A 14,461-nucleotide genomic window follows, 5' to 3' on the forward strand; every position below is an offset into this window, starting at 1 on the left:
CCCTCATCCCTGGAAAGAACCGCACCATGCCACACAGCAAGGGCGACCGCGTTTGCCTGACCCACCCGAAGACCAAGAAGACGGTAAACGCCATTGTGTTCAAGGTCGCGGCCAAGGTTTCCGTCGTCACCGACGATCTGGAAGTTTTCACCGGCGGTCCCGCCGTCTTCACCCCGTCCAAGGTGCCCATCCCGTCCAAGCTGCACGATTTCATGGCGAACCTGACGCTCGAGAAGGGAGCCCGTGTCGAATACGAACATGAGGGGGCGATGGTGTACGGCGTCGTCAGCAAGGGCGGAGAGAACGTCGTCGTCGTCCTGGATGGGGGGCGTCAGGAAAGCCGTGGTCCGGCCTACCTCTACCACCGGTCCAACCACCCCCTGCCGGTTGATCCGCCCTCGGACATGGACAGATGGGCCGTCACGAACTACCGCGAGGTCAAGGCTCTGAGCGAGGAGACGCCGTGCTTTACGGCGACGATCACCTATGACGGCAAGCCGGTTCTACTCGCCGACAATCGCGGTCAGGGCGGTCCCAATGGCTACGCCACCCACCCGAAGGCTCCCAAGGGCACCAAGTGGGAAACGAAGCTGCTCGACGATGCAAAGGCCTGGGCCGAGCAGTTCGGCTGCGCGCACCCGGTTCCCGGCGAGACGGATGACTGGCTGGACTGGCATGTGACGGAGCGGCCCTTCGGTGTCACCGCGGCTGCGCACTTCGCGAACTGGAACGCCATGACGGCCAGACTGCGCAAAGCGGAGGACTGATGGCGATGCAGAGCCCCTCATCCCCTGTCTGGTACCTTCCAGGCGACGACATGCCGATGGTCGAGCCGATGGCTACGCGGGCCGCACTGGCGTCATGGATAGCGGCACCCGACGCCCTTGTTGAAGGCCGCTGGCTCGTAGCCGTCGTCGTCACCCGACGCCGGGTGTACGACGGGGCGCTTGGCCGGCGCGTGACGCGGGACTGGCGGATCGGCCACTTCCTTATCTGGCGCGATGGCCAAGCCGCTCCGACGCTGGATCGGCAGATCTACCGAGAGGTTCTGCAGGAGGCTCGTGCTTACGGTGTCGACCAGAGCGTGGTGCATGGGCGGCTCTGCACCATCGGCGGAACGCGCATGAGCTTCGAGCAATTCGGTGTGCGGTCACGGAGCCAGCGCGAGGGGCTGGCCGAATGACCGGCTCCCGTTTTGCCCGTCACCAGCCGCCTGATGCAGTGGATTATTGCTTCGACGGCCGCTGCAAGACTGGCACTTGCCTCGGGTTCTACACGAAGGACCGTAAAGCCCGTTACGCGGAAGCGGCCAACTGGTTTCGGGAGGGTAGCTGCGTCGTCTGCACCTACGATAGCCGAGTCATGGGAGACAATATGACCGGCCGCGCTGGGACGATCCGGCGTCTCTGCGGATCACCCTTCGATGACCACTGCTATGTCGAGTTCCCTCCCATCGGGCGTGAGCGCAAACCGCGCGAGCGCATGATGGAATTGCGCCAGCTGGAGCCGTTTGATCCCAATGCTCCGTGGCGACCGGTGCTGGACGCTGAGCAGCTCCGCACCCTGGCCGCGATCCAGGCTGATCCCTCGGCACCGCTTGTCTGGGGCCGGGAGCGGAACAGCCGTTGGCGTCTGGCCCGGACCCTCGCTGCATTGGGCGTCGTCCGGCACTCGCCGGGCAAGAGAGCGTGGCTTGAACCGTGGGCACTCACAGAAAGAGGGGAGGGAGCACTTGCGCTGCTCGCCCAACCGTCGACGGGCTAGAACCCGGTAATCGCGGGCGAAAGGCGAAATTACATCGGCCACGTCTTCCAAGGCGTGGCCGCTGGTGTTTGTTGTTCGTTGTCCCACATAGACAATTGGAACCACAGATTTCACTCTGCGTCAGAGCCAGACTTCGTAGAGATCCAGAATAACGGTAAATAATCCCGGCGCGCGCTGCTTTTTTTGGGTTGTTTTATGCGCTGTGTACGATACATTTGCCTCGTTCCCCAATATACAAGGCGACCGCAGCTATGCCTGCACCCGAAATTTTGGCCACCGCCATGACCGCTCCGATTGCGGCCACCTCTATCGACAAGCGCCTGTTCGCGACGTTCCGACCGCAGGCCTGGGTCAATGATCACGCCGTGGACATCGACGGCGCGAGCCGGATCGACGTGACCAACAAGGTGCTGGAACTGAGCGCCGATGAAATTCGGGCTCTTCCCGACAGTCCGGATAACGACTTCCTGGCCGAAGGCACCGCCGAACTGAACGCCCACAGCGGCCCCTATGAGGTGGATGTGGACGCGGCCGACCTGCAGAGCTTTTTCGGACTCGCAGACCTCGACGATCTGACCGAGGAACTGGTTGCCGGGGCGCGGGCTACTCGCACGGTATCGCTCTCCGTGGAGTATGCCATGACCATGCAGGCCTATGGCCGCTCGACGGTGGCCCTTGTGGTGCCGGCGGACACGGACGAGGAGGCTCTGGCCGCGTTGGCGCGCAAAGCCGCCGAACAGGCTTTCAAGGACGGCACGTTGATCGATGGCTGGAAGGTGGATGCCAGCAGCGCCGACGGTTATCGCGTCGTGTCCATGTCCGACGGCCAGGAGAGGGACGTTGATCCCGATGGCTTCTCGTTGGAGGACAACGGCATGCGCTTCCTCACCGAGGCCGAGCGCGCGGTGTTCGACAGCGCGGACGGCCGCGCCATGCTGGTTCACCTGCCGCATATGCTCGCTCTGCTGACGGACGCGCTACCCACCATCGCCGCCATGGCCGGCTACAAGACACCGACCCCACAGGTCGACGACTTCATTGGGCTGGAGCGGGACATCACGAGGCTGCTCGCAAAGGTGAGCGGCAACAAGGAAGCCGCGTGATGCCGCGCGTCAGCTTCGTGACCCACATCGATGCGCCGGACACCGCGACGGCCGCGGCGCTGCACAAGGCGCTCAGGGCACGGTCCGACACGGACGGCCCGAACATTGTCGGCACTGCGATCACCGGCACCGACCTCAGCGCACCGCAGCCAGAGCAGACGAACTGCACCATCGCCGGCGGGCCGCCCCCCAGGGACGACGATGAGGATGAAGACGTCTGCCGCACCTGCCATGGCCGCGGCGCGTCCAGCGATGACGCCTACGATGGCGAGTGCCCATCCTGCGCGGACAAGTCCGACGAGGCCCTCCAGGCCGAGCTGAGCAAGGGAGACCCGGTATGAGCGCCGCCGCACGGTCGCGCTACACCCGGACTCTGCCATGAACATGCTGTGCAAGGGTGATCGGCAGCTCGCCATCGACTTCGACCGCGACTACACCATCCCGACGTGCATCCATTGCGGCGAGCCGCAGGTCGTGGAACTGGCCGAAATCTGGTCGGATCACTCCTTCATGATCTCCACCTGCTGCCACCTGCTCTATGAGGAACTGGTTTATGAGATGGCCGATCCGGACTTCCGCACGGCCCTGCTGCAGAACCTGCAAGCGGCGGAGCACTTGGGCGCTGAGCGGCTGCGTCGGGTGGCCGATCAGGACGGGCAGCTGCTCTTGGATTGCGAGTTGGAAGTCGCGCCCATCGCCTTTTCCAGGATGAAAGCCTTCGTCCAGCGCCACCACGATCACTGCCCACCTCCGGTCTGTTGGCGTTATGGGGCTGGCGTCTGGAATGGACACACGCTGGTGGGCGTCGTTTCCGTTGGGCGCCCGGTAGCTCGGATGCTGCCGCAGACGACCTGGGTGGAGGTTAACCGGCTGTGCGTTGATAGGAGCCTGCCGGACACGCTTCGGTACAAGGCCTGCTCGACCCTTTATGCCTGGGCGGCCTCTGAGGCTGCTCGGAGGGGGTTCGACCGCATAATCACATACACGCTCTCGACGGAATCCGGCATGAGCCTCCGCTACGCCCGCTGGAAACCCGAGCATGTAACCCGACCGAAGAGTTGGAACAGCCGGAGCCGCCAGAGGGTCGACAAGACGCCCCTGGTACCGAAGGTCCGCTGGGCACGCGACCTCAAGGCGGCACGTCCGGCACTCCAAGACTGAGGGAGCGGCGCATGCATACTCTGCACGCCGGGCTCGCCGCGGCTCCTCTGCGTCGAAGCACGACACGGAGAGACCGACCGTGCAGAGCGCATATCGTCCGTCACGAACGGGCAGCCGGGGCGAGCTTCGCCAAGTCCAACTCGCCCTCGGCGCCCCAGCCGGCGGTGCCAGCCTTCACGTCGGGCCGGAACGCCTCATACATCCGGAACGCCTGCCGTGCGAGGTCCGCCGGTGGCAATGAGTGGGCCAGCACCGTCATGGCCTGACGCACATCCTCCAGGTCGTCCCCAAACTTCCCGGCCAAGTACCGGTTCACGCTCGCCGGCGTGATCAGCTTGCCTTGACGGACCGCACGCAAGCCGTCCTTGGTGTGCACGGTGGGGATCGACCGTCCCATGAGGTGGAGGTGGATCTCGTCGCCATCCTGGAGCGCCTTGCGCTGATCGCTCACCGTCTCTGGGGTCGGCTCGAAAATTCCCAGCCGGACGCCCTTGGCATGCGCTGTGAGGCCCGATAGCGCCTTGCCCATGGTGAGAGCTTCATCATGGTCCAGACCAAGCCGTTCCGCGACCACTGTAGCCCACAGCGTCAACACCGGTGCCCTGTTGATCATGATCTTGCGATGCGAAGACGACATAGTTCCATCCTGGGGTTAACGCCCTCATCTGAACGGAGGCTCAGACAAGCGGTTCCATGAGAGGCGATTTCCAGAGCACGCGATGGAGAGTTGCGGAGATTGCCGCAGTCGCCGCGGCGGTTCTCTGGGCTGCAGACGACTAGCTGCCGCTGCCGCTGGGTGATGCTCTTCCGCCTTCGCCCGTGCGTGACCTGCGCCAGATCTGACGCAGCTTGCACTTTGGCGCTACCAGCAGCTTCCCAACCAGGAATAACCGGGCAAGCCAGCGTCTAACTGGGACATCAAGTGTTTCGAGAGACATACTTCCTGCTTCCTTTCAACCTGAGAGGCTTTACACTGGCTCATCGTCCAACCGCGACATTGGATGAACCTTAAGTTCACAGACATCATCTATTAAAGTGCAGCGTTACGCTTCATTTATTGTTGCGCCCCTGCGCTGTGTACGATATAACGGCGCTGTGTTCCCCACACTCCGCCCGCAGAGGCTCCCGCATGCAATCCGCTCCCGACTTTTCGCTTGTCATGAACCGCTACCGTTCCAGCGTTGGCGCCGCCGTCCAGGCTGGCACGCTGCCTCGCGGCTTCGGCATCGAGGTTCGCTGCACGCCCGCCGGCATGTTCACGGCTCTCAACGTCGAGGTCATTCGGTGTGAGGTTCTTGTTGTTGACCCCGCCCATGCTGCCTCGCCAATGCCCGTTCTGAACACCGCCGGCGAATACCTGCGTAAGGTGCTGCTCAAGCTCGCAAATGAGAATGCCGGCATCGTGGGCGTGGTGAAGTACCGTCGCGATCTTCTGGCGCAACAGGCGTCCACCGTGCGCACGCTGGATGCCTCGGCGCTGGCCGCAATGGCGTGGAACCCCCCGGCCAACGACAGCGCTCCGGACGAGCCTCCGCCGCCCGCATCGGCGGCTTCCGACGAAGCGATGGTGAGCGGCTACGCGCTGCTTGCCGATCGCCTCCTGGAACGGATCACCGCCGGGGCGGCCATGTCGTCGGCGGAGCTTTTCAAGCTGGCCGACGAAGCGTTCGGCGGAACCATGGGCGCTGGCGCTTACGTCGCCAAGGACGCCTATGAGGCGTCGGAGCTGGCGATGAACCGCCACATTCGCGCCAACTCTGCCGTCTGGACCCTGGACGTTGACGCGGACAGCGCTGTTCGCATCGCATCGGAAATCGAGACGGCGGCGGCTCTGCTCCCCACCCAGACCCGCCGCGATGGCGAAATGCTGGCGCTGCAACAGTTCTCGACGCCTCCCGCCTACGCATACGCTTTGGCTTGGGCTGCGGGCATTACCGCGGGCGACGTTGTGTTTGAGCCCAGCGCCGGGAACGGGGGGCTTGCGGTGCACGCCTCCAATGCCGGAGCCAAGGTCCACGTCAACGAGATCGCCAACCGTCGCAAGCTGGTTCTGCGGGCGCTCGGCTACGAGCCCACCGGGGAGAATGCCGAACAGGTCCACAACATCTTTGCGGGCAAGCTGACGCCTACCGTGGTTCTCATGAACCCGCCCTTTAGCCGGTCGATCCGCACGGGCGACAAAAAGGACCTCTCGGTGGCCGGCGAACACGTCGAGGCCGCGCTAAAGCTGCTCCCGGACGGTGGCCGCCTCGTCTGCATCACCGGCAAGAACACCGGAGCCGCCAGCAATCGGGGCTCCTGGATCACGCGCATCCGCTCCAAATACGCCGTGCGGGCCAACCTGCTTGTGGGGGGTGCGCTCTACAAGGCTCACGGAACAAGCATCGAAACCCGCGTCGTGGTGATCGACAAGGTTCCGGCGAACAACACCGCGCCGGTCATCGGGCAGGCGGACACCCTGGAACAGCTTATCCGCCTCCTGGCCCCGGTGCGCCGCACGTCCAAGGTGGACGACGACGGTGACGGCGCGGATAGCCGCTTTGCCGCTTATCGTCCGGCCCGCCTGGACACTGCCAAGCTGGGCCTGCCCACGCCGGCCCCGCATCCGGGAAAGCTCGTGGAAAGCTGGGCCATGTCGGCGGTCACGCCGCCGGAAATCTGGTATGTGCCCAGCTTCCCGGAAGACGTGATCGCGGAAGGAAAAATCTCGGCTGCACAGCTGGAAGTCGTTTGCTACGCAGGTCAAGCGCACGCCCAATGGCTGGAAGCACATACGGATGGCGTCCCGTGGCGCCGTGCTTATTACATCGGCGATGGAACAGGGGTGGGCAAAGGGCGCGAAATAGCCGCAGTTATTTTGGATAACTGGCACAAGGGCATTCAACGCCATGTCTGGCTGACGAAGGACAGCACCAAACTCTTGAAGGCTGCCAAGCGCGACTTCAAGGCTCTGGGCGGCGATCCGGCCCTGGTGTTCCCCTTGCGCGCCACCCCGGCGGGGGAGCCGGTGAAGGCGCCGCATGGCGTGATGCTCGTTTCGTTCGGAGAACTGCGGTCGAACCGCCCCGGTAAATCCCGGGTTCAGCAGATCGTCGACTGGCTGGGCTCCGATTTTGAGGGCGTTCTTGCAATGGACGAGTCCCACAAAATGGGCAACGCCATGGACGAAAAGGGTGAGAGGGGCCGTACGAAAGCGTCTCAAACGGCCTTGGCGGGAATCGACATTCAACGTCTGCTCCCAAAGGCGCGTGTTGTTTATATCTCCGCCACCGCGGCATCCGAGGTGCGCAATTTCTGCTTCGCTGATCGCCTCGGAATCTATGGGCCGGGCACCCCGTTTCCAACCAAAGAGGCTTTCGTATCCCGCATCGAGGCTGGCGGCGTAGCCTCAATGGAGATTGTCGCGCGCGATTTGAAGGCCATGGGCTTGTTCTCGGCTCGCTCGCTGTCGTACGCCGACGTGAAGTTCGAGCGCCTGGTTCACGAACTGGCTCCGGCTCAATTGGAAACCTACGATACCTTGGCTGATGCCTGGCAAGTCGTGCTTTCCAACCTCGATGCCGCCATGGATTCAGCGGGTTCCAAGTCAGACGCCGGCGCCCGGAGCGCCGCCCTGTCGGCATTCTGGGGGTCCAACCAGCGCTTCTGGAACCAAGTCCTGACGTCTATGCAGTTGCCGACGGCCGTCCGCGAAATGGAGCGCGACATTGCCGCCGGTCATGCCGTGGTCGTCCAGTTGGTGAATACCCTGGAAGCCCAGCAGGAACGCGCCCTGTCCAAGGAGGGCGCCATGGAAGCTCTCGATGATCTGGACCTGACGCCTCGTGACATTCTGATGCAGTATTTGGAGGCGTCGTTCCCCGTCCACGCCTACGAGGAATACACCGACGAAGAGGGCAACACGCGGACCCGCCCTGTGATCGACGAAGCCGGGAACCGCGTCGTGTGTGCCGAAGCGGTCAAGATGCGTGACGACATGCTGGCCCGCGTCGGCTTCCTCAAGGTGCCGCACGGGCCGCTGGAAGCCATCATCGACCATTTCGGCGTGGAGACAGTGGCCGAGATTACGGGCCGGTCCCGCCGGGTCGTAACGCTGGCCGATCCGGAAACGGGTCTGCCGACGCGCCAGATCCAATCCCGGAGCGAGGGCGCCCGCCTCGCCGACATGGAAGCGTTCGCCAACGACAATAAGCGCATTCTGATTTTCAGCAATGCCGCCAACACGGGCGTGGATTTTCACGCGTCCAATCAAATCCCGAACCGTCGTCTGCGCCGTCATTACGTGCTGCAGGCGGGGTGGAATGCGAAAGAATGCACCCAGGCCCTGGGTCGCACCCACCGCTCCGATCAAGCGCAGGCCCCGGAATACATCTTGGTCACGACCAATCTTCGCGGCCAACTGCGCTTTATTACGTCCATCGCCCGCCGGCTGGGAGCGCTTGGCGCTCTCACGAAGGGGCAGCGCGACACCGGCAGCCAAGGGCTGATGTCGGAGCGGGACAATCTGGAAGGCGAATACGGCACGGCGGCAATCAATCAGATCATCCTCGAACTGCACATTGGCGGCACGATTGCCGGACTCACCATGGCCGAGTTTGAGCGCAAACTGGGGCTGCGGCTGACCGATAGGGAAGGGAACCTCACTCGCAACAGCTTCCCTCCGGTGCGCCAATTCCTTAACCGCCTGCTGGCGTTGAAGGTGGCCGACCAGAACGCGCTTTTCGATGAATTCCAAGATCGCCTTGATGAGCACGTTCAGGCGGCGATTGATGCCGGGATCTATAACCAGGGTGTCGAGGAATACCGGGCGGATCGCATCGAAGTGGTGAGCCCGCCGCGGACTGTGTACGTCGAGCCGTCGTCCAAGGCGGAAACCTACTACGTTCACCTCCGGGCATGGCACCGCCGCACGCCCCGGTCCTTCCATGCCGTTGCCGACGGACGGATGGGTGGCAAGCGGCGGGAGGTTACCGGCTTCGTCCGCGAGATCGCCACGGGGGCGGTGTTCGCGGTCGCCACGGCCCGCGCTCGGACCGATGAATCGGGCAACGTGATAGCGCAAGTCCGGCTTATCGGCCCCTACTCGGAACGCTTCGAGGAAGCTCGTAACCTGTCATCAGCTAAGGCCTTCGCCATCCTGTCCAGCAGCGAAGCCGAAAGCCTGTGGCTGGAACAGGCAAGGGCGACGAAGGAGCTGCAAGGCTACGATCTGAACCTCATTTGCGGCGTTCTGCTCCCTGTCTGGGACCGCCTGGATGCCGGGGGCCGGGTCTTCCGCGTGATCGACGAAACGGGCGCTCAGTACCTTGGTCGCCTGATCCATCCCGGACGCGTGCGTTCCACCCTGGCGAAGCTGGGCGCCGATCTGAACACGGCCTGGACCCCGGAAGAGGCCATTGACGCGGTTCTTACCGATGTGCGGCTGGATCTGGTGAACGGGTGGAAGCTCAAGCGCGCCCGCGTCAACGGCGAGTATCGGATCGAGGTCGTTGGGTTCCAGCCGTCGGATATCAAGCGTCTGGCCGACCTTGGCTGCCGGCGCGAAATTGTCCAGTACGCGACGCGCCTTTTCGTCCCGACCGCCGATGCGTCGGTGATGACCGCGCTTCTCCGGGTAGCGCCGGTGGCTGAGGACGACGCCGACGCAGCGGAAGCGGCCTAAGTCAGGAAAGGAACCTGTCCGGCACTTCGGGCAGGTTCCGCCGGCTCCCCGAAGGAGCAGGGGAGGGAATCAACTCGCCCCCTCTCCGCCACCTCCGTCCCTCGAATGTCGCGGTCGAACGCCAGTGCGGCGGGAAGGCGAGGAGGGCAGGGGAGCCGGCCAGGATCGCACCCCGACCCTGGATAGGAATGGATACGAAACATGGCGACGAACTACGGCCTGGGGCAGGCCAGCGGGCCTGAGCTACGAGCCCTGCGCAAGGCACTTGGGATCGAATCCCAGCTTGGCATGGCGGCGCTGTTGCACTTCCTGGGCGGCACACCGGTAGCGCGGTCCACGATCAGCCGTCAGGAGAGGCTTGCCGCCGCGTCATCGACAGAGCTGGTCGCGTTCCTACGCTTCCTCGCCCTGGTCAGGCCCAAGCCTCCGGCAGAGGGGGTGAGGTCAACCGAGCCGCCGCTTCCAACTCTCGACGGCTTCCTCGAATGCCGGCTGGGGGCCTCCCGGTCGGACACCGACGCCGGAACCATCGAACAGGCCGCAGCGGACTGGCGCGAACTCCTGCTTTCGCATCTGCGCTTGGGACGCGCTCTGCCGGTGGAGTTGCTGGATGGGCAGGAAGACCACGATTTCATCGTGCGGCTCATCCAGGCCGCGCCCGGCGTCGCGGCACAACACCTTCTCCGGCTGGGGTACGGGCCGGAACCGTCATCACACCCGAGGTTCAACCATGCTCACGAGCAACTTGATCTGTCCTCAGTGCCGGCGTCCGTACAAGACGGAGGACGGATTGCGCCGGCACCTGGAGGAGCGGCACCGGGCTCTGGTGCTGGACGAGGACATCCCCGAGATCACCGGCCGCAGCTTCATCTTCGAGGATCAGATCTACGATGTTGAGGGCTTGCTGGCGCTGGTGCGCTCCGCACCGTCCAAGTTCCCCCCTGAGCTGGTCCCATTGGATCAGGCGCTGCTGACCCATGTCGCCCTCTTCGAGCGCGATGAACGCCGGATCGCCACCATGACACCCGCCGAAGCTGAGGTGCCGATCCTCACCGTCGGCATGGCAGGCGGCACCACGCAGGTCATCGACGGCCTGCATCGCATTCACCGACGGCACCGCGACGGAAAGAGGGACATAGCGATGGTGTTCGTTCCTCACGCGGTCGCCCAACCCTTCATCCACCCGCGCCCCCGCCGTGGCGCGTGAGCATCAAGGAGATCTGTCGTTGTCCAGCTTAAACACCGAGAACGCCATGCGCCCGTTCGAAGACGATCTGGCCGCCCTGCTGGCCGCACTGTCCGGTTACGGCAGCTTCGTGCACGAGATGATCGGGGATGCAGGGGAGGGACTCTGGGCCGGCACCGAACGCCCTGGCCCTGAGAAGCTGTTCGCCTTCGAGGTCCACAATGCCGCCGGCGACCGCTGGCTCGCTCTGCTGGTCTGGAAGGATCACGCCGACGGCGGCATCACCGGCGCCCTGGTGCGCTCCGCAGACGTGCCGATCCAATACGAGGACGAGGAGGTGACACTGGGCCAGCTGGCCGTCCGACATCGCCTGTCCAAATCGACAAGGCCCCAGTGGGATGACGTCCTCGACCTTGCCGACGAGCTGATCGCGCCGCCTGACGCCAAAACCCCCTGAACGATGACCGACCGGAAAGGCGATGATTTCCGCTGCCTTTCTCCGGCGCGCAGGCGAAGCCTTCTACCGTATCGTCGTGGCTCGACACTCGGGAGCGCGCCGATGAGGAAATCCCTCGCCAACCCAATCAGCGAAGCCCACGCCCGTGGCCAAGTCACAGCACTTCTGAAGGGCACCTTTCACCGGGAGCGCCCCGCTGATGCCGAGTTGGTCCAGTACCTGTCGGCCGAGATCGCTGGGTCAATCTGGCGCCAGTACGAGATCGGCCCCTTTCAGTGGCAGGCGAAGCATCTGCGCTGGTTTCTGCGCGATGGGACGGCAGAGCTGAGCATGGATGATCGGCACACGTACTACCTGACCGTCGAACGGGTGTCCCAGGCCCTTGGCAAATGGGGTCGCTGGGAGGATGACCTCGCCTCCGGGCCTTGGGCAATCCCGCCCGCTGCGCTCGTCCAGCCGGCGTTATCGCAGCCTGCTGTATAGAATTCCACGCCGTCCTCGTTAGACTTGGGCCGCTGACTTCATGCAGCGGCCCATTTTTTATCGCATGGCGAAGCTACATCTGGAATAGTGTCGGTTCATTATGCGATGTCGCATGAGTGGCGTTTATTTCCATAACAAAAGTTATGTGTGTTCTATTTCCACGTTGGAGGTGATGGTGGCATTGCGGCTCTTTGTGTTACCGGCTCTGCTAATCGCAGCGAGTATTCCTCACGCGCTCGCCGACGGATACGCAAAGGAGTATTTGCAGCGTGTGCGCCCTGGAATGTCGGAAGCGGATGTTCGCAGAGTACTTTCGGAAATTCCTTGTGATGAAGTTATAGAGCGGCTGCATCAAGACAGCGTGAATGGCAAGACACAAGACCGCCTTAGTTTACGATGTGTCGTGCGTTACCTATACTCTCCTTACAGCGTCGATTTCTCCCCATTGTCAAAGGGGCGGAAGGCTCAGTCGATCAGGTATTTTTGGATAGATGTTAGAGACGAAGATATGATTGCCGCTGAGGTCGCAGAGACCATTGGCCTGCCGATGGTAAAAAAGGAATGGCAGAATACGTTAGGTAAAATATACCCGTGCTGGTTCTTTGAGAATAATGCCATCAGAGCGCCTCTATGTCATAACAGCGAAGATCAAGGGTATCGGGTATGGCACTTGGGTTACATAGCAAAGCGCTAGACCGGTGGCGCATGACCAAAAACAAGACCTTTGTGCGCATCGATCGGCAGACCTAGCTACAGTATAGTCGCATCAGCAACCAATCTATGATGGAGCACTTGATGCGCCTGTTTGGGGTTAAGGGTTTTCCAGCGGGCTCAGAGATCCCCACCGTCGTCTGGCACGTTCGAGCCATGTCGGCCGATCGAGCGATTCAACTGGTGGAGGGGCTGCCAGACGCTGCCGGCCTGCGCCTCGTGGCCGTCGATACCGGCTGTGGCCTGCCGGTCGAAAGCGTTAGCCAAACCATGCCATGGCCGTGGCCCGACAAAGCAGCCTGAACCTTGGTGACGCTACACCCGTGCAGGCCTGCCGGCAGGCTGCGTCGGCATCTCCCTACTTCCAACCGACCGCAGTAGGTCCGTTTGATCGACCAGTTGCTCCGCGATCAGGTGGATGACCTCGCCCTCGATCTGCACGCGGCCCTTCACCGCTAGCATGCTGGCTCCGAGGATAATGCGCCGCCGCTGCTCGAAGAGCTTCTTCCAAACAACGATGTTCGCGACGCCGGTTTCATCTTCGAGCGTCAGGAACAACACCCCGTTGGCCGATCCCGGCCGCTGCCGGACCAGCACCAGTCCAGACACCGTCACTCTGCGTCCATCCCGCGTGCGAGCGAGATCGGCGCAGGGGATGATGCCCTGCCCTCTCAGGTCCTGGCGCAGGAGAGCGACGGGATGGCTGCGCAGGCTCAAGCCCGTCATCGTGTAGTCCTCGACCACCTCCCTGCCCTCGCTCATCGGCCTGAGGGTGACCTCCGGCTCCACCACCTCTTGCGCATCCCCGGCGGCCGCGAAGAGCGGCAGGGCCTCATCCCGGAGCGCCCGGATGGCCCAAGCAGCCTCTCGACGCGTAAGCCCCATACCGGCGAAGCCATCGGCGGCCGCCAGTTGGCGTAGTGCCGCGACCGGCACACCCGCCCGGCGCCATAGGTCCTCAACGTCGCCATAGGGACGGTCCTCGCGGGCGGCGACGATCCCAGCGCCGGCGGCGTTGGCCAACCCTCTCACCAGCCGGAGTCCGAGGCGGACGGCCAACCTGCCCTGCCCCGCTGGCTCCAACGTGCAGTCCCAACGCGAGGAGTTGACGTCGACCGGCCGGACCTCGACGCCGTGGTCGTGCGCGTCCCGAACGATCTGCGCCGGCGCATAGAAGCCCATGGGCTGAGCGTTCAGCAGGGCGCAGGTGAAGATTTCGGGATGGTGGCACTTCATCCAGCTGCTGGCATAGGCGATCAGCGCGAAGCTCGCTGCGTGGCTTTCCGGGAAACCATAGGACCCGAACCCCTCCAACTGCTTGAAGGTACCCTCGGCAAACTCCCGGCTGTAGCCGCGCGCCACCATGCCGTCGACCAGCTTGCTCGAAAATTTGCTGACACCACCCGTGAGCTTAAAGGTCGCCATAGCCCGCCGCAGCTGGTCAGCCTCGCCGGGCGTGAAGCCGGCGCATTCGATGGCCACCCGCATCGCCTGCTCCTGGAAGAGCGGAACGCCAAGCGTCGATCCCAGGACCGCTTTGAGCTCGGGCGTGGGATAGTCCACCGGCTCCAGCCCCTCGCGGCGGCGCAGGTAGGGGTGCACCATGTCGCCCTGGATCGGACCGGGCCGGACGATCGCCACCTGGATGACCAAGTCGTAGAAGGTCCGCGGCTTGATCCGCGGCAGCATGGCCATCTGGGCGCGGCTTTCGATCTGGAAGACGCCCAGTGTGTCGGCCTTCCTGATCATCGCGTAGGTCGACGGGTCCTCAGCTGGAATGCCCGCCAAGTCCATGCGGATGCCCTTGTGCTCCTCCAGCAGCTCGAAGGCCCAGCGCATGCAGCCGAGCATCCCCAGCGGCATCGTCACATTAACTTGATCGAGACCAAGAAGGCGGCTGCAGCAGCCCGCCAACGCCCATCAGGCCATCTTGC

Annotated in this window: 13 protein-coding genes and 1 pseudogene; 11 read left to right on the forward strand and 3 right to left on the reverse strand. The window is 63.5% G+C overall.

Features of this window, described 5'->3' with window-relative positions:
• Positions 1 to 26 precede the first annotated feature (26 nt).
• From FZ983_RS31830 to FZ983_RS31855, 6 genes are all read left to right on the forward strand, one after another.
• Entirely contained in the window at positions 27 to 767 is a 741-nt protein-coding gene (locus FZ983_RS31830; RefSeq protein WP_149228720.1) for a hypothetical protein, read from the forward strand.
• Positions 767 to 1,183 carry a hypothetical protein gene (locus FZ983_RS31835; protein ID WP_149228722.1) on the forward strand — a complete coding sequence of 139 codons (417 nt, stop codon included), beginning with the start codon at positions 767 to 769 and terminating at the stop codon, positions 1,181 to 1,183. Before FZ983_RS31830 ends, FZ983_RS31835 begins: the two co-directional genes overlap by 1 nt.
• The gene (locus tag FZ983_RS31840) at positions 1,180 to 1,764 is read left to right on the forward strand and encodes a hypothetical protein (protein ID WP_149228724.1); all 585 of its coding nucleotides are present in this window, start codon (positions 1,180 to 1,182) and stop codon (positions 1,762 to 1,764) included. The genes FZ983_RS31835 and FZ983_RS31840 overlap by 4 nt, the downstream gene beginning before the upstream one ends.
• 251 nt (positions 1,765 to 2,015) lie before the next feature.
• On the forward strand, positions 2,016 to 2,867 hold the full coding sequence (locus FZ983_RS31845; protein ID WP_149228726.1) for a hypothetical protein: 852 nt from the start codon (positions 2,016 to 2,018) through the stop codon (positions 2,865 to 2,867).
• Complete coding sequence (locus FZ983_RS31850; protein WP_149228728.1) at positions 2,867 to 3,208, forward strand: hypothetical protein; 342 nt, start codon at positions 2,867 to 2,869, stop codon at positions 3,206 to 3,208. Before FZ983_RS31845 ends, FZ983_RS31850 begins: the two co-directional genes overlap by 1 nt.
• Before the next feature lie 37 nt (positions 3,209 to 3,245).
• A complete protein-coding gene (locus tag FZ983_RS31855) occupies positions 3,246 to 4,028 on the forward strand; it encodes an XF1762 family protein (RefSeq protein ID WP_149228730.1) in 783 nt (260 codons plus the stop codon).
• 100 nt (positions 4,029 to 4,128) lie between these two features.
• Here FZ983_RS31855 and FZ983_RS31860 read toward each other — a convergent pair whose 3' ends face one another.
• Positions 4,129 to 4,665: a hypothetical protein gene (locus tag FZ983_RS31860; protein ID WP_149228732.1), complete on the reverse strand. Its 537-nt coding sequence runs from the start codon at positions 4,663 to 4,665 to the stop codon at positions 4,129 to 4,131.
• Positions 4,666 to 5,157: 492 nt separating this feature from the next.
• Between FZ983_RS31860 and FZ983_RS31865 the strand changes: the two genes are divergently transcribed.
• On the forward strand, positions 5,158 to 9,690 hold the full coding sequence (locus tag FZ983_RS31865) for a strawberry notch-like NTP hydrolase domain-containing protein (protein ID WP_149228734.1): 4,533 nt from the start codon (positions 5,158 to 5,160) through the stop codon (positions 9,688 to 9,690).
• Positions 9,691 to 10,134: 444 nt separating this feature from the next.
• Here the strand turns inward: FZ983_RS31865 and FZ983_RS31870 are convergent, their stop codons facing one another.
• Entirely contained in the window at positions 10,135 to 10,365 is a 231-nt protein-coding gene (locus tag FZ983_RS31870; RefSeq protein WP_149228736.1) for a hypothetical protein, read from the reverse strand.
• A gap of 55 nt (positions 10,366 to 10,420) precedes the next feature.
• On the opposite strand from FZ983_RS31870, the gene FZ983_RS31875 reads away from it, so the two are divergent.
• From FZ983_RS31875 to FZ983_RS31890, 4 genes are all read left to right on the forward strand, one after another.
• Positions 10,421 to 10,897 (forward strand): hypothetical protein, encoded by a 477-nt coding sequence (locus FZ983_RS31875; protein ID WP_149228738.1) that lies wholly within the window; start codon positions 10,421 to 10,423, stop codon positions 10,895 to 10,897.
• Positions 10,898 to 10,916: 19 nt separating this feature from the next.
• Entirely contained in the window at positions 10,917 to 11,333 is a 417-nt protein-coding gene (locus FZ983_RS31880; RefSeq protein WP_149228740.1) for a hypothetical protein, read from the forward strand.
• A 102-nt stretch (positions 11,334 to 11,435) separates the two neighbouring features.
• Positions 11,436 to 11,816: a hypothetical protein gene (locus FZ983_RS31885; protein ID WP_149228742.1), complete on the forward strand. Its 381-nt coding sequence runs from the start codon at positions 11,436 to 11,438 to the stop codon at positions 11,814 to 11,816.
• Positions 11,817 to 11,928: 112 nt separating this feature from the next.
• Positions 11,929 to 12,510, forward strand: coding sequence for a hypothetical protein (locus tag FZ983_RS31890; protein ID WP_149228744.1), 582 nt, complete (start codon positions 11,929 to 11,931; stop codon positions 12,508 to 12,510).
• Between the two features lie 332 nt (positions 12,511 to 12,842).
• On the opposite strand, the pseudogene FZ983_RS31895 reads toward FZ983_RS31890, so the two are convergent.
• Positions 12,843 to 14,390: pseudogene (locus tag FZ983_RS31895) on the reverse strand (OB-fold nucleic acid binding domain-containing protein); the annotation flags it as partial.
• Positions 14,391 to 14,461: the final 71 nt, after the last annotated feature.

Origin of the sequence: Azospirillum sp. B21 (assembly GCF_008364825.1) — a bacterium.
Lineage (GTDB): Bacteria > Pseudomonadota > Alphaproteobacteria > Azospirillales > Azospirillaceae > Azospirillum.

Coding starts and splice junctions, on each gene's coding strand:
- FZ983_RS31865 (WP_149228734.1), top strand. CDS start 5,158: ATGCAATCCGCTCCCGACTTTTCGCTTGTCATGAACCGCTACCGTTCC.
- FZ983_RS31875 (WP_149228738.1), top strand. CDS start 10,421: ATGCTCACGAGCAACTTGATCTGTCCTCAGTGCCGGCGTCCGTACAAG.
- FZ983_RS31885 (WP_149228742.1), top strand. CDS start 11,436: ATGAGGAAATCCCTCGCCAACCCAATCAGCGAAGCCCACGCCCGTGGC.
- FZ983_RS31860 (WP_149228732.1), bottom strand. CDS start 4,665: ATGTCGTCTTCGCATCGCAAGATCATGATCAACAGGGCACCGGTGTTG.
- FZ983_RS31830 (WP_149228720.1), top strand. CDS start 27: ATGCCACACAGCAAGGGCGACCGCGTTTGCCTGACCCACCCGAAGACC.
- FZ983_RS31845 (WP_149228726.1), top strand. CDS start 2,016: ATGCCTGCACCCGAAATTTTGGCCACCGCCATGACCGCTCCGATTGCG.
- FZ983_RS31835 (WP_149228722.1), top strand. CDS start 767: ATGGCGATGCAGAGCCCCTCATCCCCTGTCTGGTACCTTCCAGGCGAC.
- FZ983_RS31840 (WP_149228724.1), top strand. CDS start 1,180: ATGACCGGCTCCCGTTTTGCCCGTCACCAGCCGCCTGATGCAGTGGAT.
- FZ983_RS31855 (WP_149228730.1), top strand. CDS start 3,246: ATGAACATGCTGTGCAAGGGTGATCGGCAGCTCGCCATCGACTTCGAC.
- FZ983_RS31890 (WP_149228744.1), top strand. CDS start 11,929: ATGAGTGGCGTTTATTTCCATAACAAAAGTTATGTGTGTTCTATTTCC.
- FZ983_RS31850 (WP_149228728.1), top strand. CDS start 2,867: ATGCCGCGCGTCAGCTTCGTGACCCACATCGATGCGCCGGACACCGCG.